This window comes from Macrococcus equi, from assembly GCF_047426745.1.
GTDB classification, from domain to species: domain Bacteria; phylum Bacillota; class Bacilli; order Staphylococcales; family Staphylococcaceae; genus Macrococcoides; species Macrococcoides equi.
Genome location: NZ_CP179732.1, coordinates 1,298,605 through 1,316,370 on the forward strand (window position 1 = coordinate 1,298,605; position 17,766 = coordinate 1,316,370).

Annotated in this window: 18 protein-coding genes; 11 read left to right on the plus strand and 7 right to left on the minus strand. The window is 35.6% G+C overall.

The window, feature by feature from the left end:
• Nucleotides 1-62: 62 nt before the first annotated feature.
• Both ACMGE6_RS06720 and ACMGE6_RS06725 read left to right on the plus strand, forming a co-directional pair.
• Nucleotides 63-1,418, plus strand: coding sequence for an IS1182 family transposase (locus ACMGE6_RS06720; RefSeq protein WP_414054829.1), 1,356 nt, complete (start codon nucleotides 63-65; stop codon nucleotides 1,416-1,418).
• A gap of 282 nt (nucleotides 1,419-1,700) precedes the next feature.
• Nucleotides 1,701-2,345 (plus strand): metallophosphoesterase family protein, encoded by a 645-nt coding sequence (locus ACMGE6_RS06725; protein WP_414053227.1) that lies wholly within the window; start codon nucleotides 1,701-1,703, stop codon nucleotides 2,343-2,345.
• Between the two features lie 28 nt (nucleotides 2,346-2,373).
• On the opposite strand, the gene ACMGE6_RS06730 is transcribed toward ACMGE6_RS06725, so the two are convergent.
• Nucleotides 2,374-2,607, minus strand: a complete 234-nt coding sequence (locus ACMGE6_RS06730) for a hypothetical protein (RefSeq protein WP_414045757.1) — start codon at nucleotides 2,605-2,607, stop codon at nucleotides 2,374-2,376.
• 150 nt (nucleotides 2,608-2,757) lie between these two features.
• On the opposite strand from ACMGE6_RS06730, the gene ACMGE6_RS06735 reads away from it, so the two are divergent.
• From ACMGE6_RS06735 to ACMGE6_RS06745, 3 genes are all read left to right on the plus strand, one after another.
• Complete coding sequence (locus ACMGE6_RS06735) at nucleotides 2,758-3,120, plus strand: ArsR/SmtB family transcription factor (RefSeq protein ID WP_414054844.1); 363 nt, start codon at nucleotides 2,758-2,760, stop codon at nucleotides 3,118-3,120.
• The gene (locus ACMGE6_RS06740; protein ID WP_414053228.1) at nucleotides 3,113-5,182 is read left to right on the plus strand and encodes a heavy metal translocating P-type ATPase; all 2,070 of its coding nucleotides are present in this window, start codon (nucleotides 3,113-3,115) and stop codon (nucleotides 5,180-5,182) included. The genes ACMGE6_RS06735 and ACMGE6_RS06740 overlap by 8 nt, the downstream gene beginning before the upstream one ends.
• Nucleotides 5,183-5,279: 97 nt before the next feature.
• A complete protein-coding gene (locus ACMGE6_RS06745) occupies nucleotides 5,280-6,395 on the plus strand; it encodes an FAD-dependent monooxygenase (protein WP_414053229.1) in 1,116 nt (371 codons plus the stop codon).
• 62 nt (nucleotides 6,396-6,457) lie between these two features.
• Here the strand turns inward: ACMGE6_RS06745 and ACMGE6_RS06750 are convergent, their stop codons facing one another.
• Nucleotides 6,458-6,886 carry a hypothetical protein gene (locus tag ACMGE6_RS06750; RefSeq protein ID WP_414045760.1) on the minus strand — a complete coding sequence of 143 codons (429 nt, stop codon included), beginning with the start codon at nucleotides 6,884-6,886 and terminating at the stop codon, nucleotides 6,458-6,460.
• A 73-nt stretch (nucleotides 6,887-6,959) separates the two neighbouring features.
• On the opposite strand from ACMGE6_RS06750, the gene ACMGE6_RS06755 reads away from it, so the two are divergent.
• Genes ACMGE6_RS06755 through ACMGE6_RS06765 form a run of 3 tightly spaced genes read left to right on the plus strand, consistent with a single transcriptional unit; the run spans nucleotide 6,960 to nucleotide 10,007 of the window.
• The gene (locus ACMGE6_RS06755) at nucleotides 6,960-7,466 is read left to right on the plus strand and encodes a hypothetical protein (RefSeq protein ID WP_414053230.1); all 507 of its coding nucleotides are present in this window, start codon (nucleotides 6,960-6,962) and stop codon (nucleotides 7,464-7,466) included.
• Entirely contained in the window at nucleotides 7,466-9,538 is a 2,073-nt protein-coding gene (locus tag ACMGE6_RS06760; protein WP_414053231.1) for a HelD family protein, read from the plus strand. Before ACMGE6_RS06755 ends, ACMGE6_RS06760 begins: the two co-directional genes overlap by 1 nt.
• Nucleotides 9,531-10,007, plus strand: a complete 477-nt coding sequence (locus ACMGE6_RS06765) for a DinB family protein (RefSeq protein WP_414053232.1) — start codon at nucleotides 9,531-9,533, stop codon at nucleotides 10,005-10,007. Before ACMGE6_RS06760 ends, ACMGE6_RS06765 begins: the two co-directional genes overlap by 8 nt.
• Before the next feature lie 11 nt (nucleotides 10,008-10,018).
• Here ACMGE6_RS06765 and ACMGE6_RS06770 read toward each other — a convergent pair whose 3' ends face one another.
• Nucleotides 10,019-10,567 carry a thioredoxin family protein gene (locus ACMGE6_RS06770; protein ID WP_414045764.1) on the minus strand — a complete coding sequence of 183 codons (549 nt, stop codon included), beginning with the start codon at nucleotides 10,565-10,567 and terminating at the stop codon, nucleotides 10,019-10,021.
• 340 nt (nucleotides 10,568-10,907) lie between these two features.
• On the opposite strand from ACMGE6_RS06770, the gene ACMGE6_RS06775 reads away from it, so the two are divergent.
• The gene (locus ACMGE6_RS06775; protein WP_414045765.1) at nucleotides 10,908-11,390 is read left to right on the plus strand and encodes a hypothetical protein; all 483 of its coding nucleotides are present in this window, start codon (nucleotides 10,908-10,910) and stop codon (nucleotides 11,388-11,390) included.
• A gap of 125 nt (nucleotides 11,391-11,515) precedes the next feature.
• On the plus strand, nucleotides 11,516-12,745 hold the full coding sequence (locus ACMGE6_RS06780; RefSeq protein ID WP_414053233.1) for an aminopeptidase: 1,230 nt from the start codon (nucleotides 11,516-11,518) through the stop codon (nucleotides 12,743-12,745).
• 56 nt (nucleotides 12,746-12,801) lie between these two features.
• On the opposite strand, the gene ACMGE6_RS06785 is transcribed toward ACMGE6_RS06780, so the two are convergent.
• The 3 genes from ACMGE6_RS06785 to ACMGE6_RS06795 form a co-directional block, all read right to left on the minus strand.
• A complete protein-coding gene (locus ACMGE6_RS06785; RefSeq protein ID WP_414053234.1) occupies nucleotides 12,802-13,836 on the minus strand; it encodes a S66 family peptidase in 1,035 nt (344 codons plus the stop codon).
• 126 nt (nucleotides 13,837-13,962) lie between these two features.
• The gene (locus ACMGE6_RS06790; RefSeq protein WP_414053235.1) at nucleotides 13,963-14,616 is read right to left on the minus strand and encodes an HAD family hydrolase; all 654 of its coding nucleotides are present in this window, start codon (nucleotides 14,614-14,616) and stop codon (nucleotides 13,963-13,965) included.
• Nucleotides 14,616-15,656, minus strand: coding sequence for an NADH:flavin oxidoreductase/NADH oxidase (locus ACMGE6_RS06795; RefSeq protein ID WP_414053236.1), 1,041 nt, complete (start codon nucleotides 15,654-15,656; stop codon nucleotides 14,616-14,618). Before ACMGE6_RS06795 ends, ACMGE6_RS06790 begins: the two co-directional genes overlap by 1 nt.
• Before the next feature lie 182 nt (nucleotides 15,657-15,838).
• Here ACMGE6_RS06795 and ACMGE6_RS06800 point away from each other — a divergent pair, with 182 nt between their 5' ends.
• On the plus strand, nucleotides 15,839-16,597 hold the full coding sequence (locus ACMGE6_RS06800) for an NUDIX hydrolase (RefSeq protein WP_414047147.1): 759 nt from the start codon (nucleotides 15,839-15,841) through the stop codon (nucleotides 16,595-16,597).
• Between the two features lie 33 nt (nucleotides 16,598-16,630).
• Here ACMGE6_RS06800 and ACMGE6_RS06805 read toward each other — a convergent pair whose 3' ends face one another.
• The gene (locus ACMGE6_RS06805; protein WP_414053237.1) at nucleotides 16,631-17,668 is read right to left on the minus strand and encodes a C45 family autoproteolytic acyltransferase/hydolase; all 1,038 of its coding nucleotides are present in this window, start codon (nucleotides 17,666-17,668) and stop codon (nucleotides 16,631-16,633) included.
• Nucleotides 17,669-17,766 lie beyond the last annotated feature (98 nt).

The window sequence follows — 17,766 nt, forward strand, 5'->3', positions numbered from 1 at the left end:
TTCGGAGATGAAGTTTTCAGTCTTTTTTTATACAATAATATTAACAATGATTTGGGGTGATTATTTTGTTGAGTAAATCAGAAGATAAAAGAAATCAATTAGAGGTTGTTGCAATTTCAGATTTAGTTCCACAAGACCATTTACTAAGAAAAGTAGATAAAGTATTGGATTTGAATTTTATTTATCCTCTAGTCGAAGATAAATATTGTCTTGATAATGGTCGTCCAAGTATAGACCCTGTGATTTTAGTAAAAATAATATTAATACAAAAATTATTCGGAATAAAATCAATGAGACAAACAATAAAAGAAATCGAAACAAATGTTGCTTATCGTTGGTATCTTGGATACAGTTTTCAGGATAAGATTCCTCATTTCACTACCTTCGGTAAGAATTATATTAGAAGGTTCAGTGATAATACACTTTTTGAAGAAATATTTGAACACATTCTACAGTTGGCGATGCAACATAAATTGATTGATACCTCAGCTTTATTTATTGATTCTACTCATATAAAAGCAAATGCTAATAAACATAGATTTAGAAAAGTTGTAGTAAAAAAATCAGTCGCTCATTATAAGGATGAATTAGATAAAGAAATAAACGAGGTTCGTAAATCTGAAGGAAAAAAGGAGTTCACCCCAACTCATAAGACAGAAGAAAAAGAAAAGAAAGAAAGTCTCACAGATCCTGACGCTGGTTACTATGTTAAAGGTGAACGTGAGAAACAGTTTGCTTATAGTTTACATGCTTGTGTTGATAAAAATGGATTTTTTGTAGATCACCACGTAACACCAGCTAATATTCATGATAGTACTCAATTGGCACCTATGATTTCTAGAATGAAAGATAAAGGAATTAAACCTAAAACCTTGGCTGTAGATGCTGGATATAAAACACCTTTTAATGCTTACTTTTTATTTAAAGAGTCAATCACTCCTTACATGCCATATACTAGACCAAGAGGTCCAAAGGACCGTTTCAGAAAAAATGATTTTGTTTATGATGAATATTACAATGAATATATTTGTCCTGCAAATCACCCCCTTAAATACACACGTACTGATCGTGAAGGATTTAAATTGTATCATTCTAACCCAAATGTATGTAAAGAATGTCCATTTCTAAATAAATGTACAGAAAATAAACAATATAAAAAGCAAATTCAAAGACATATTTGGCAAGAATACTTAGAAGATGTTGAAGAAATAAGACATACAGAAGAAGGAAGAATGGGATATAAATTAAGGTCTCAAACTATTGAAAGAAGATTTGGTGACGCTAAAGAACAGCATGGTATGAGATGGACAAAGTTTAGAGGATTGAAAAAAGTGTCCATGGAAACCACGCTTATTTGTGCATGCATGAATTTAAAAAAGTTAGCCAATTGGGTTATCAAAGATACTCAATTGGCTTAGCATTATAGTCAATAATTTAAATTTCGAAGAAATTTCTTCGAATAAATGAGAATATAGCCTTTAAAAAAAGACAAACTCATGTAATGAAAATGAGTTTGTCTTCAATCTGTATCATTAATAATATTAATGATTATACGAATGATAGTATTAAATATTTCAGAACATACTTTTATAGGTATGTTCTTTTATTTTTAGTTTATCTTTTAACACAATCTTAACTTTAGCTTTAATACGAACTCCTTTATAATCAACTATGAAACTTACAGACTAAGGATGTTATAGATGAATTATTTTATTGTTGGAGATATACATGGCTGTTATCATACACTGAAGAAAATATTAAAGCACTGGGAACCTGATGATGCACAGTTAATCTTTGTTGGTGATTATATCAACAAGGGAAAACATTCCAAAGAGGTTGTTCAGTATGTAAGACAACTGCAAAAGGATTATCCTTCAACAAAGTGTATTATGGGTAATCATGAATATCAGATGGCGCAGTATATCTTTAATCATACGCCTAAAACCCAAATGAAAGATAACTATAAAAATACATTAACTCATTATGATTTGCGCAATAAATTTATCGATGATGCAAAGTGGATGAGAGATTTACCGATGTACTACGAGAACGGTACACTCTATGTTTCACATGCAGGTGTGAATTTTTTAGGGTTCAGAAAGTTTAACCAGGACAGCAGGTGGAGTGTATTAAGATTTCGCGGGAAGTTAAAGAAGATGAAGAAACTGCAAGTCATCGGACATACGCCAACTGAGATCGGTAAGCCCGTTTACATGAAAAAGTATCATGTATTAAATGTCGATGCAGGGGCAGGCAACCATGATGCACTTGCCGCTGTGTTAATTAATAAACAGGGTAAGTTAGTAAAAACTTATATCGAAAAAGTACTAAAAAGTGATTATTAAAAAAAGTGGACCACACGGTCCACTTTTTTTATCCCATATTTTGAACACTCTTAGGAGTGATTTTAACGATTTTATCGATATTGATTGTACATGTTGCATTTTCTTCATTAATAGGTAAAAATCCTGTTTCATTAAGATCTACTTTTTTCATGAAGTTATTAAATGCGATTTTTTCATCTGTCGTAAAAAATTCTTGATGGTGAACTGTTTCTCCGTTGTCTAATTGAATTTCAATTGTTAAATAATTGCTTTCAGCATCCATTTGAAATAAAAGCTCCTTTAAATAATATTATAATCTTCTTCAGTAATTGGTATTCCCGCATAGCATGATAATAAACATAACATTCAAATGATTGTTTGAATGATAGATATATAGTACAATACATTCAAACAATCATTTGAATGAGGTGGAATAATGCGCGATGATGTGTGTGATATCTATATTTATGATCAAGAGAAGGTCGACCGCATTAAAGTACAGCAAAACTTAGTAAATCTTGAATCTGTTCGCATAATCTATAAAGCATTAGCTGATGAAAAGCGTATCAGGATTTGCTTTAGTTTATTGCTGGAAGATGAATTATGTGTGTGTGATTTGGCGAATATTTTAGGCGCAAGTGTTGCGACGACAAGTCATCATTTAAGATATTTACATCAGGCGAAAGTGCTGGATTTCAGAAAGGAAGGTAAAAATGCCTTTTACCGTTTGAAAGATGATCATATCAAAACGTTGATTCGCACAGCTTTAGCCCATGGGAGTGAGACTGATGAGTAAATCACATGAATATCGTTTAGAGGGTTTAAGTTGCACCAACTGTGCAGCAAAATTCGTGAAAAATATTGAAGAGATTCCTGGCGTTGAAGCGGTTGACCTTAACTTTGGTGCAGCGAAACTGAATGTTGCAGGAAGTGTGACGGTTGAGCAATTAGAAGCAGCAGGTAAGTTTGATCATATTAAAGTGCGTCCTGCAAATGAACGACTTACACAACGCACTCATTTTTATAAAGATAAAGCGAATTTACCCTTTGCAGTAGCACTAGTATTGTTTGTCATTGGTTTTGTGCTGGGTCACATATTTGGAGAAGATAGCTGGTATGTGCGCGGATTTTTTATTTTGACTATTATTACTGGAGGATATTCACTCTTTAAAGAAGGATTATCTCAACTCTTTAAACTAAACTTTGATATGAATGTACTGATGACGGTTGCAATAACCGGTGCCACATTGATTGGCGAAATGCGCGAAGGAGCCATGGTTGTCCTGTTATTTTCAATAAGCGAAGCGTTAGAAACTTATGCGATGGAGAAATCTCGTAATAGTATACAGAGCCTAATTGATTTATCACCTGAAGTTGCGCTAAAGCTTGTCGGAGATAACTATCAGGAAACACCTGTTGAAGCGCTAGTGATCGGGGATATCGTACGCATATTACCAGGAAAAAAGGTACCGATTGATGGCATCGTATTATGTGGACAGAGTAATGTCAATCAGGCGAGTATTACAGGAGAAAGTATACCGGTCGTAAAATCAGAAAATGATACAGTGTTCTCAGGCACATTGAATGAATCAGCTCAACTTGATATCCGAGTGACGAAACGGAGTCATGAGACAAAGCTTGCACAGATGATTCATTTAGTGGAAGAAGCACAAAGCAAAAAAGCGCCAACACAACAATTTGTTGATCGTTTCGCAAAATATTACACACCGCTGATTATCCTCATTGCATTACTGGTTATTGTTGTTCCACCGCTATTCGGTGGAGACTTTAAACACTATCTATATCAAGGATTATCGGTACTTGTTGTAGGATGTCCATGTGCGCTGGTTGTCTCTACGCCTGTAGCGATTGTTACAGCAATCGGAAGTGCTGCACGTAATGGCATACTTATTAAAGGTGGCGTTCATCTAGAGAATGCCGGACGTATTGATACAGTAGCCTTTGACAAAACTGGCACACTTACAAAAGGTGAACCAGTAGTTGTTGAACGCGTAGATTTAGTTGATTTATCTAAAGAAGATTTAAATGTTGCATATTCATTAGAGAAAGATGCAGGACATCCGTTATCAAAAGCCATTGTGGATAGTCTTAAAGATCAGCGTTTTGTTGATATTACTGACTATGAAGTTGTGACTGCGCATGGCGTTCAGGCGATCTTTCGTGGTACAAAATATCGTATCGGGAAGCGTAAGTTCTTTAATATCAATGAAAGTGATGCACATATTATTGACAATATTGAACGACCTGGGGCGACGAAAGTCTTATTTGGTACTGAAAATATGGTCAAGGCCATCTTCTTTATCCAGGATATTCTTAGAGATGAAGCGGAAGGTGTAATCAATGCATTGAATCAACAAGGCATTGATACAATCATGCTAACAGGTGATTATAGAGATGTTGCTGATGCGATTTGCACTAAATTAGCAATCAAACATGCGCATTCAGAGTTATTACCTGAAGATAAACTGAAATTAATTAAAGATTATCAAGCGCAGCAACATCATATAGCGATGGTTGGTGATGGCGTAAATGATGCACCAGCACTGGTTCAAGCTGACGTCGGATTTTCTATGGGTGGTGCTGCAACAGACACAGCGATTGAGACAGCAGATATTACGTTTATGAAAGATGATTTAAGTGATTTGCCAAAAGTGATCCAACTTAGTAAACGTGCGTTAAAGATTATTAAACAAAATATCAGTTTTGCCTTAGCGCTTAAACTGATTGCTATACTGCTCGTTATACCTGGCTGGTTAACACTATGGATTGCTATCTTTGCAGACATGGGTGCAACCTTGCTGGTTACACTGAATAGTTTAAGGTTAATTAAGAAGTAATGTGAGATATATGGCGACATCCTTAAAACTGTAAAATGATACATCGTGCGTTATAATGGATTTAAGTATAGTGAGTATGAATGAAGAGGTGAATGACATGCGCATCGGAATCATTGGTGCAGGGATTGGCGGTCTTACAGCTGCAATTGCACTTAAAGCACAAGGTCATGAAGTTGAGATATTTGAGAAGCGCCATGTACTTAAACAGCTGGGTGTCGGCTTAGGTATTGGTGGTAATGCGATTCGGGCATTAAAGCAGTTTGGTATAGATACGGCGATTCGTGAGAAGGGCAATGTGCTTCTTGAATGTCAATTTAGAACTGAGCGTGATGTTTTACTGAATACATTAATGCTTTCCTTATCTGAAGAAGAGAATGTGACGATACAGCGTGCCGATCTGCATGATATTTTATTAAAGTATAACCGTGCGCCTATTCATTTGATAAAAGATGTCATTCGCATCAAAGATTATGCAAATCCGACTTTAGTACTGCAAGATGGTTCAAAGTTTCATTATGATCTCATCATCGCTGCAGATGGCATCCATTCTAATATCAGACGTCAAATGTATACATCAAGTGATGCAATCTATCAAGGTTATACGTGCTTTAGAGGAACAAGTATCAACGTAGGCATCGATGATAAAGCTGCCATCGAATACTGGGGAGAAGCGGGTAGATTTGGAATCGTACCGTTAAAGGATAATCAAGTGTACTGGTTTTGCTGTATGAACGCTAAAGAACGTGATCCGGAATTTAGAAACTATAATAAGAAGAAATTAATGCATTACTTCAAGGACTTTCCAGACGAAGTCAAGGAAACTATTGCCCAAACCATTGGTGATTCTGTACATCATGATATATATGACATCAATCCGTTGAAATCATTCCATAAAGGACGTGTTGTGTTGATAGGTGATGCTGCACATGCTACTACGCCTAATATGGGACAAGGTGCGTCGCTTGCAATTGAAGATGCCGTTTGCCTTGCAAATCAGATTAAACATTACCCACTTGATGAAGCATTGAAGGTATATGACAATTTAAGTGTTAAGCATACTAAGAAAGTCATCTTAAAATCTCGTAAGATTGGTCAATCCGCTCAACTTGAGAACAAACTATTGATCAATGCAAGAAATCGTGCACTGAGACATATCCCTGCATCATTACTCGAAAGGCAGACATTCTTCTTAAGTCATCGTCATATCAATTAAAAAGTGTCGCACTTCTATAGAGAAGTGTGACACTTTCTGTAATCTGGTATTAAAATTTTCGCTTATTGTCTAGTGACTTTCATATTTTGAATTTCAGTATCTAAGTTGTTATCTAACACTTCAAAGAATCCCATCAGAAAACGGATTTTACCACGATATTCATATTCATTAAAAATCAGTGGCATCACGTCATTAGGATGTACTGGATTTTGTTCGATAGCGTAATCGATATTATCGAAATAATTAAGCACATCATGGATTGATAACGTGTGACCTTTTTCCATAAATAGGTCATAATCACCGATTGAATCTTTATGTTGTGCTAAACCTTCATGGTAGCCATATGCTATCTGTAGTAAATTATACTTAATACTTTTGAACTTAGAGCCGAAATTATAGTTGAATTGCGATGAACTTAACTTCTTAATCTGATTTAATAGTTCATCTCTTGAATTTTTAACTTCCGAATAGATTTGATTATTGTTATTCATCCGATTCACCTCACAGTTTGATAGTTACTTATACCCTGAAAGAATTATTTTATGACATTAAAAAGGAGAAACTATGCAAAATTCATTAATAAAAGAATTAAGAAGCTTATATACAGGCGAAGGATTTTCAAGCGCTGCATTCTTTCTGATATGGCTATATTGCTGTTTTAATCATGAGTATCAGCATATCGCAAGGCAACTTCATATTGCATTACCGGTTATAGTATTATGTTTAATGCTCGGAATAGGGACATATTTCTGGAAGCTGATGCTAAGTCGCGTGATAAGTGGACAAAAGATGACGCTAACACCAAGTCAGAAAAAGTTATTTTTAACTTTAGAAAACATATCTATTATCTTACTGGTAATCTGTAGTATACTTTTTATCCATGCTTTATTTTCAAAGCAATCATATATTGGATTAAGTTTTTTTATTACAGGTTTTGCAATTGTAGAATATATCAATTATTATCATACACGCTTATCATATTTAACACCGAGAGAATTTCGTGCATTATTAAAACATAGAAGACTCAGGAAATCACATTTAAATCGTGTATTGCATGAAGGGGGTAAATAATGAATTTAAAGCAGCGTGAAGCTAAACATTTAAAGGCAGTACATGCTTTGATGGATATCATAAGACAACAATTAACGGGTGAGCTTGTTCAAACGACGAGTGAGTTAATTGAAGAACGTCGTTTTGCCTTTGAAGAACTAGGGACAGAAATTTCGGATGACGCTCAGATAGAATATTCACAAGTCCTGCCTTCACTGAAATTGCAGGAAGAAATTCAGGTCAGTCGAGGCAAAGTTACTGAACAAATCAGTAAGATGAAAGATAGACCATACTTTGGTGCAGTGACGATTAAAGATGCTGACGGTGAAACTGAAAAATTCTATATAGGGCTAAATAGTTTAAAGGATCCATCGACAGGAGATTTAGTCATCTATGACTGGCGTACACCACTGGCAAGCACCTATTATGAGAATCGGTTAGGATTAGTAAGTTATGAGGTGCCTGGTGTTGGCCTACAGCATGTGAATGTAGAGGACCGTATTCAGCTTGTGATTGAAGAAGGTCTATTGCTTGATGTCTTTGACTCAGAAATTTACATTGGCGATGATGCCTTGCAACATTTACTAGTTGATACAGCTAAAGATAAGATGAAGTCTATCGTGAACTCGATACAACAGGACCAAAATGCGATTATCCGCATGACGAGTGCACATGATATTTTAGTGCTTGGACCACCTGGTTCAGGTAAGACTTCTATTGCGATGCAGCGTATTGCATATTTGTTATATTTGCATCGCCATAAAATGACGGCCCGTCAAATGTTATTTATTACACCAAATGACATGTTTGGAGATTACATTGGAGATGTATTACCAGAGCTCGGAGAATCGCCGATTAACGCAAAGACATTCTACCACTTAAAAGATAAGATAAATCGTCGTCATTTTGAAGTAGAAACTTTGTTTCAAAATATAGAACGTATGCGTCAAGCTAGTGAGATAGAACGTGAAAAGTTTAAAGTTAAGAACAGTAACGAGCTACTTCAGTTTATGGATGAAAAAATAGCATCAATTGCACATAAAAATATCAAGTTTAATATCCTGACCATTGGAGGAACCCCTTTTGTAACAAAAGAACATCTGACTTATTTATTCTATGAAAAGTTTCGTCATGTTCCAATTGATGCACGTCTTAAAAAAATGCAGGTTGAACTTGAACCGATATATCATAAGCACTTGCAGCAAGCGATCAAGGATAGAACGAAAGCTCTGAAGAAAGTGACATCGTATATAGGAACGGATGAAGAACTTGAAGTACAAGCTAAAAGAGAAAAGACAAAACAGTATAAAGTGCTGAAAAACTATATTAAAGATATTCAGTTCATTAATATTGAACGTATTTATCTGAATATCTTAAGATCATTAAATAGTGATGTATACCAGGCAACACTTCAACAATTTAGAAATAAACAGATGCAATATGAAGACATCGCACCGCTCGTATATTTATCAACAAAGATAAAAGGATTAAATCGTGAAGGTATGATTCAGCATATCATCATCGATGAAGTGCAGGATTATTCAGTAGTACAGATGGCAGCAATTTCAGCAGTCTATCCAAATGCGCGTAAAACAATGCTCGGAGATAGTAACCAAATCGTACATCCGCAAATTACGTTCAAGGTGCCAGAAGACATGAATGTCATTCGACTGACTAAGTCGTATCGTTCAACAGTACAAATTACCGAGTTTACGAAATCACTGATAGGAAGTACTGATACCAAGTCTCTGGGTGTTGAAGGAGACGAAGTAAAATATTTAGACTTTCAGACTTTTAGAAGTTTCGTGCAGCAACTGGACTCTGAAAGTGTTGCTATTCTTACGAAAGATGTCGCACATGCACGTCGAGTCCATGATGTATTAGAGGACTGTATATTGCTTACCCATGATAAGTATACTTTTACAAAAGGAAAGGTAATTATGCCGGATTATATGGCGAAAGGATTCGAATTTTCGCATGTATTTATCATCGGTTATGATCAGTATGATATGAAAAAAGATGCATTATTACTATATACACTAACAAGCCGAGCGACACGTAATCTCTATTTAGTGGGTGATATGAGTGATTAGTATTCTAAATCCAGTATTCAGACAGATTCAGTTTCAGGTAGATAGTATTAAATTACTGGCAAATAAAGTGGATATCTTTATGTTAGAGCAGGAGATTTACCCGGGAGGGAGAACTTGCTTTCAGTTGCTTACGCATATTGCATTGCTTCCAGAAGCGGACGTACTGCTTATTAAAGGCGCTGACAAACAGGAGATGGATGATTATTATATGTATTGGCAAAAAGAATTATCGACCATTGAAATGTTTGAAGCACGATTAGAACTAAGTATGAATATTCTCAGTGATTTCTATCGTGTATTAGAAGAAGATGAGCTGCTTGAGCAAAAGATGACGTACTGGCAGACAGAACACTCGTATCTAGACTGGCTGCTTGTCATTTTAATGCATCTCACACATCATCGTGCACAACTGCATAGTGCTATCAAACAATTTGGCGGAGATATCAGCGATATTCCATTATTTGAATAAAAGACAACTGACTAGTGCGTCAGTTGTCTCATAATTGATTCGTATACTTCATTCCAGAATTCAGGCGTATTTTTATATTTTTCATGAATTTTGTGATGTACTTCCTTTTGTTTTGCATCGAAGTCAGATGCATCTTTAGCAGGTAGGTCTTTTCTGATATCTGTCACATAATCCTGAACTTTCTCAGCACGTGGCCCCCAGCGAGTGTATTCTGTGTCATTGTCATCTAAAAAGATAAAGACGGGAATAGAACGCGCACCGTTCGTTAAATACTGATCCATTAGTTCTGGATTATCATCACGTAATGCGATGCTGATTGGCATTGCTGTAGCTTCAGCAATCTTCATTAATACAGGAAGATTCATCATTGCATCACCACACCAGTCCTCAGTGATGACAATCGCTTTTAAATTTTTTGCTTTAACAGTATCGAGACGTGTATCTTCAGGCAATTCAAATGTCTCATAAATTTTATGCATTTCAGCTTTGTTGACTTTCATTTGATTGATATACTGTTCAAGTGTTAAACCTTGTTCAAAATAATCGATTAAAGTAGTCATGTGGGCCTCCTGTGTATATTGTATGATTAATAGCTATATAATTTATACTTTCTATACTATATTAAATATATATTTCCTAAATAATATATACAATCATTATAACAATTTCAGAATAATCAAACAAAAAATATATGTTCATCTAAACTTTGAACATATGTTCAAAAAAATTACGGTATATACGGATGTTATGGATATACCGATATGATAAGCTTTATTCAGCTAATAATTTTTCATACATGTAAGTCTTCTCTAAGGGTAGTCTGACTACCCGCTTTTTTTGTTTTTTGACTTGTTATTTTATGGTATATTTATTGTGACAAATAATGAAAGTGTGTGAATCATGAAAAAATATCTTACAGTAATTTTAACGGTTGTTTTATGTCTCTGTATAGGAATGTGGCTTTACAATTATTGTACAACACCTGATAATGATTTAAGTGACGAACATATAGGTAATGTCGGTGTGAAACAAACGTTTAAAAATAAAGATAAAGTATTCGTTGTGGACCCATTAATACAACTTGAAGGTAAGACGTTTTACCGTTCGAAAAAGAATGATGGATTAATTGTACGTAAAGAAAATAAGCATGACCGTATTACAGCGGTAACTTTATTTAAGGATAAGGATATCGCAACAAGTCGTGATATAACGATTGGTAGTTCTAAACAAGAAGTCATTGATGCATACGGAGATACTTATAAGAAGTCGATACTTCCGAAAAAACAAACACAATTTCACTTTAAAGATAAAGAACATCATATCGGTATGAAATTTATGTTTAAAAAAGATAAAGTACAGAAAATCGAATTATTTGAGGATTAAGAGACAATTCACGTGTCTCTTTTTTTGTTGTCTTGTAATTATTACACTACGTTAATTAATTTATATTTCAATTTATTTCGGTTTCCGATATAATAATATTAATTTATGATATTGGAGGTCGAAATATGAATTATGAAGCAATCGTAAAAAAATATGCTCAAACTGTAGTTGCAGTCGGACTAAATGTACAAGCAGGACAGACTGTTGTGATTAACGCAGATATTGATGCTATCGATTTTGTACGTGAAGTAACAAAAGCAGCCTATGAAAGAGGCGCTAAAGAAGTAATTCAAAAATTAACAGATGGTCCTTCAACACAGATGACATTTGACCATGCACCACTTGAAGTGTTTGAGACTATCCCGCAATATAAAGTTGATGAAATTAATGACTTTGTTACAAATAAAGTTGCACACTTACGTGTATACTCACAGACACCGGAATTACTAAAGGATGCAGATCCAAAGAAAATTGCTGCACAGGCTAAAGCATTAGGAGAAGCAAATAAAGATTTTGCGCGCGCAGTAGGCCGCTATGACTTCTCGTGGTGTATCGTTGCTTTCCCAAATGAAGCATGGGGAGAGCTCGTATTCCCTGAACTTAAAGGTGAGGCAGCTAAATTAAAATTACTGGAAGCTATGATAAAAGCAATACGTGTTGATCAGGACGATCCAATTGCTGCGTGGAAACTTCATAATGAGAATATCAATAGTAAGGCACGCCAGTTAAACGATAAGGCATATGATAAGTTACATTATAGATCAGCAACAACAGATGTAGAAATCGGGCTGACAAAAGGACATGTATGGTTAGGTGCTAGTACAGTCAATGCTGATGGGATAGAGATTCAAGTGAACATGCCTACTGAAGAAGTATTCACATCACCGGATTATCGTCGTGTCAATGGCGTAATTGGTAATACGAGACCATTAGCTTATCAAGGTGCAATCATCGATGACTTTAAATTAACATTTAAAGATGGTGTGGTGACGGATTTTGAAGCAGGTGTTGGATATGACGTACTTGAGAATATGTTAAATAATGATGAAGGTGCACGTAGACTTGGTGAAATTGCCCTCGTGCCAGATGACTCACCAATTTCAAACTCAGGCATTCTTTATTACAATACTTTGTATGATGAGAATGCTTCATGTCACGTTGCTTTAGGGCGTTCATTCCCGAATGCAATACAAGACGGGAAATCATTATCTAAGGACGAATTAATGGATAAAGGATTGAATCAGTCATTGATTCATGTGGATTTCATGATGGGTAGTCGTGATTTATCAATTGATGGTATTAAAGAAGATGGTACTGTAGAACCTGTGTTTAGAGATGGAAACTGGGTGATATAAGATTGTTATAGATAAGTGCGAGTGGTCGGAATAAGAAATATTCCGACCACTCATTTTTATTCTACAGCACTTTCAGTAATTTTAAATGTTGCTAAATCAGCATCAATAACAGCATTGCGACCATAAGGTAAGATACATTTCGGTTCATTGTGGCCAAATGAACCATTGAATAATACCGGTTTATCCTCATGCCCCCATTCTTTCATGATCTTTTGAACGATTTCTTTATATACCTGATATAAATGACCATTTTGTGGGCGCCCAAATATGATGCCATTTATGCTGTCTAGTGTACCTAACGCACCTAAACTACGCATAAAGTCTTCAATTAACCATGCTGGTGCGATTACTTCAGATGTCTCTAAAAATAAAATAGCACCTTCAAAATCTTTATCGGCTGGATAGACTTCTGTGCCACGCAGTGAAATCATAAGTTCTAAACAACCGCCAATTAGCGGACCACTTGACTGTCCTTTTCCATTTACAACATCGTATCCGGTATTATCAATTTTCTCACGGTCAATATGTTCATTTTCTTTATCCCATCTTAAGCCATGTTTGAATACAAATTCAGATGTTGAGATATCACCGATTACTTTATTTTGAGTCAAAGTTTTATTGAAATGTGTTAATGAATAATCAGGAAATGCGTTATTCTCAGCAAAGTCAGTTAATAATGACATACCATAAAAGCTTGATATACCTGCTTTCATACAAACAAAATGTGTAAAAGTTGAATCTGAATAGCCCATAAATATTTTTGGATTTAGACGAATAACATCAAAGTCTAAATAGGGCAGTAAACGCACACTATCGTCACCACCTAAAGTAGAAATGATAGCTTTCACTTCTGGATCACGAAATGCTGCCATTAATTCTTCTGCACGTACTTTTGGATTATTATAATTAAATGCGATTCCTTTTAGTGCATTGGGCATAACTTTAACTTTATACCCCATCTCACGTAATCGTTTAATTCCGACATCGGTACGATGTTTCATCGTAGGTTCTCCCGCTAAACCAGAAGAAGATGAAACGAGTGCAATTGTATCACCTTGGTTTAGACGGGCTGGTTTCTTAAGTTGTAACATACAATCACCACTTTCAATAAAATTACATCAATTATATCAGAAAATTTCGAAATTAAAATAAAAAATTAAAGCGTGAATTTAATGATCACTCGCTTGTTAATTATTGCTCACTTAAGGTGTAATTATTTAATTTTCCTTATTTAATATTCCTTCCAGTAAATAATCTACTGTGGCGATTGTATAAGTTGGGCTCACTTGCTTTATTTCATCTGCGCTTCCATATCCATACAACACACCGATTGAATCAATGTTATTTTTCTGTGCACCGATAATATCATGTTTACGGTCACCAATCATGATACAAGTTGATTTATCTAAGTTATGTGTTTCAAGTACGTGTTGAATAATCTCAGCTTTATCAGTACGTGTTCCATCTAATTCACTTCCGGTAATTGATTCAAAATAATGGTCAAGATTGAAATGTTCCAATATCGGTCGTGCAAAATGTGTCGGTTTACTAGTTGCCACGTATAATTTCTTATCCATAGACTTTAATGCTTGTAACAATAACTCAATACCAGGATATACTTCATTTTCATACATACCTTTATCGCTGAAGTATTCACGGTACAATCTTACGGCTTCCAGGTTGTTATCACCAGATAAGTTATAATATACTTCATAGCTTTCCTGTAATGGTGGTCCGATAAATGGTGTCAAAGCATCATTATCTGGTGCATCAATACCCATTTTATTCAGTGAATAGATAATGCTGTTTGTAATCCCTAAATGGGGATCAGTTAATGTACCATCTAAATCAAATAATATATGCTCATACATTATCGTATCCCTCGTTCATATTGTTTCGGTACTGTAATATCATCGCGTAACGCTTTAACAGCATGGATCGCCCAGTAAGGATCATTGAGCATTCCTCGACCAACTGCCACTAAATCTGCGTCTTCATTGCGTAACGTCATTTCAGCTGTTTCTGGATTATCTAATATACCAACTGCGATAACAGGTACATCGAATTTCTCTTTAAAGCGTTTTGCGAAAGGTACTTGGTATCCTGGATAATTACCTGGTTTATCATTACCTGCCGGCGCTTCGCCACCTGTTGAAATATGGAACATATCTACACCTGCTGCTAAATATTGCTCAGAGATTGCTAATGCATGTTCAACATCGTAACCTCCATCCATATATTCACAGGCAGATATTCTAAAGATTAACGGCATTTCTTCAGGCATAACAGACTTCGCTGCTTTAATCACTTCAACGCCAAATAATGATAAGTCCTGACCGTATTCGTCGGTACGTTTATTGATACTTGGTGAATGGAACTGATGAATTAAATAGCCATGCGCACCATGTAATTCAATCGCATCAAATCCAGTTTCAACAGCACGACGAACACTTTCTTTATACTTATTAACCATTGCTTTTACTTCTGAGTTTGAAAGTTCTCGTGGATAACGAATAGGACCGAAATCTGTCGGTTCTTCTACAGGTGTCGTGGATGAAGAAACCGGTGTTTCTACGTCACGTGCTTTACGTCCGGCATGTGCAATTTGTATCGCTGCTTTCGCTCCATTTGCATGAATACCATCTACGATACGTTTAAACGCAGGAATTTGTGCGTCATTCCATAAACCGAGACAGTTTTTTGTAATACGTCCTTCAGGTTCTACGTTTGTCATTTCTACTATAATTAATCCCGTTTGTCCTACAGCACGAGAAGCATAGTGAATATAATGCCAATCTGTTGGTGTACCGTCTTCTTTTTCTACGGAATATTGACACATCGGTGGCATGACGATTCTATTTTTAAGTGATAGTCCCTTTAATTGAAAGGGTGAGTTTAATAATGTCTTCATATCGATACTCCTTTTTATATTACTTTTTAATCTAATCTTGCTTATATTTATTATAAATTTTTTTTGATGAGAAAGATAAAATTTGGATTTTGTTCTTTAGTGCGTCAAATAGTTGTGGTAAATGAAAAATCATAATAAATCAAGTATAATGAACATAAGTGAAAGTAAAGGGTGTGTTATGGGTGTTTGAAGTAAAAACAGAAATAAAGATTATTCCCGATGGTTATGAATCTACAAACCGTTATTTCCATAAACATGTTCTGAATAATTATTTGCAGCTGGGTGTTACTTTAGTCGGACGATGGGTGAATGAGGATAAGACGGTTATCACAGAAATTTGGGGCTACCTGGATGAGCAGCATTACAGAGATTTCTTTGAACTTCGCAAACAGACAAAGCATTATCAAAATTCATTACCTGATAAATTAGCGAATGATAAATGGATTATTTCAAAAAAAGATATGATTATTACACCTACCGGTGACTATAAAATGGATTTACATATTGTCTCTACGAACGTTCTGGTACAAAATGAACAAGGTGAAGTCTTACTGGTGCGTAGTCTACATCGTAGTGATACTTTAGAATTACCAGGTGGCAGACTGGATAAAGACGAAGATATGATAAATGGAGCAATCCGAGAGGTTAAAGAAGAGACCGGTTTAGATGTTGCGATAAAAGGATTACTGTATAGTTCCCATAATAAGACAAGTGGTGTAGTGAATTTTACTTTTCTTGGAGAGGTTATTGGCGGAACGATACAAAATGGTGATGATGAAACGATTGATGTTGGTTTCTATGCCATTAATGAAGATAATATTACAGAACTGGTCACACGTAAAATATCAGAAGTCCGCATCTTAAAAGCTTTACAGAAAAAAGCGCAGATGTTTGATCTATATGAGAATAATCCATTTAAAATTATTTCTTCATTTGAATAAACTTGAATCCCTTAATTTGGGATTCAAGTTTTTTTATTCACTGGCGAAGGTGATATCGCTATCAATCTGACCGGTAAATTGCTGTGTTGGGAGAGGCTTGCCGTCCAGCCAGTCCTGGAAATTAAGTGTGACAGGTGGATTGTTACCTCCTAAAGCAAACTGGACGGTAAGATCTTTTGTGAAATAACAACTTGTATGGATTGTACCGCTCCAGCTGGAATACATATTACTAAATACGCCGGCATCAGGATTATTCATGATTTTAAATGCCTGACTTGCCTCCATATCTTTTGAAGTCTGGGCTTTTAAATTTGTCATACGCATTTCTGAATCACTTAATACACGTCGGTTCTCATGGGTGAGTACTTCAAAGTGATTAGTGCAGTAATGGTGCTCCCTGACGACAATATCACGAGGTGTTGCTTCAACGATTTGGGTAGTTCCTGATTTATCTAATAATATATAGCTGAAGCTTGAGCGATGAGGTATTTCTTTTAGAAACTGGACCGCATCATCAACTGATTTACAGCATTCTAAAATCATTCTGCCGATCATATAACAGACAAAACCGTCACCTGGTACTTTACGGTGCATAAAGTTATAACCCATCGATAACCCGTGTTCATTCATACCGTCCATGCGCCCGGTGATACGGGAAACAGGTGCCATCGTGGCAAAGCCTGTATCAGTAGGCTGAAAGAATGTAAAGCGACCGTCATAAGTTGCGGGATGATAATCATAGTTTCTCAGTAAATAATCTTGCGTAGTGAATACACTGCATCCGCTTGGTTTAGCATAGACTCTGTAATGACCAAAATTAAGCAGGATTTGGGTCATATCCATCTTAAGACTTGCCTGTAGACCAAGTAACTCTTCCCAAATCCCAGGAGCAAAACGTTTAAAAGCAGCTTTTGTCTCCTGAATATCTATATCAAAACGTGGACGACGCAGACGCCACTCACGTTCACGATTCTCCATCATTAATGTTGTTTTGAGCCACTTACCTTGTTCTATACCAAAATCGAAGTGGCTACCTCTAAATTCTGTAATCACGCTTTTAACTTGTTGCATGGCTAAACCTCCTTCTATAGTGAAAGTATAACAGAGAATAAAATTTTTGTTGATGTAAAGCAACCTTTACGTAAAGGTTGCTTTACTTTATAATGAAC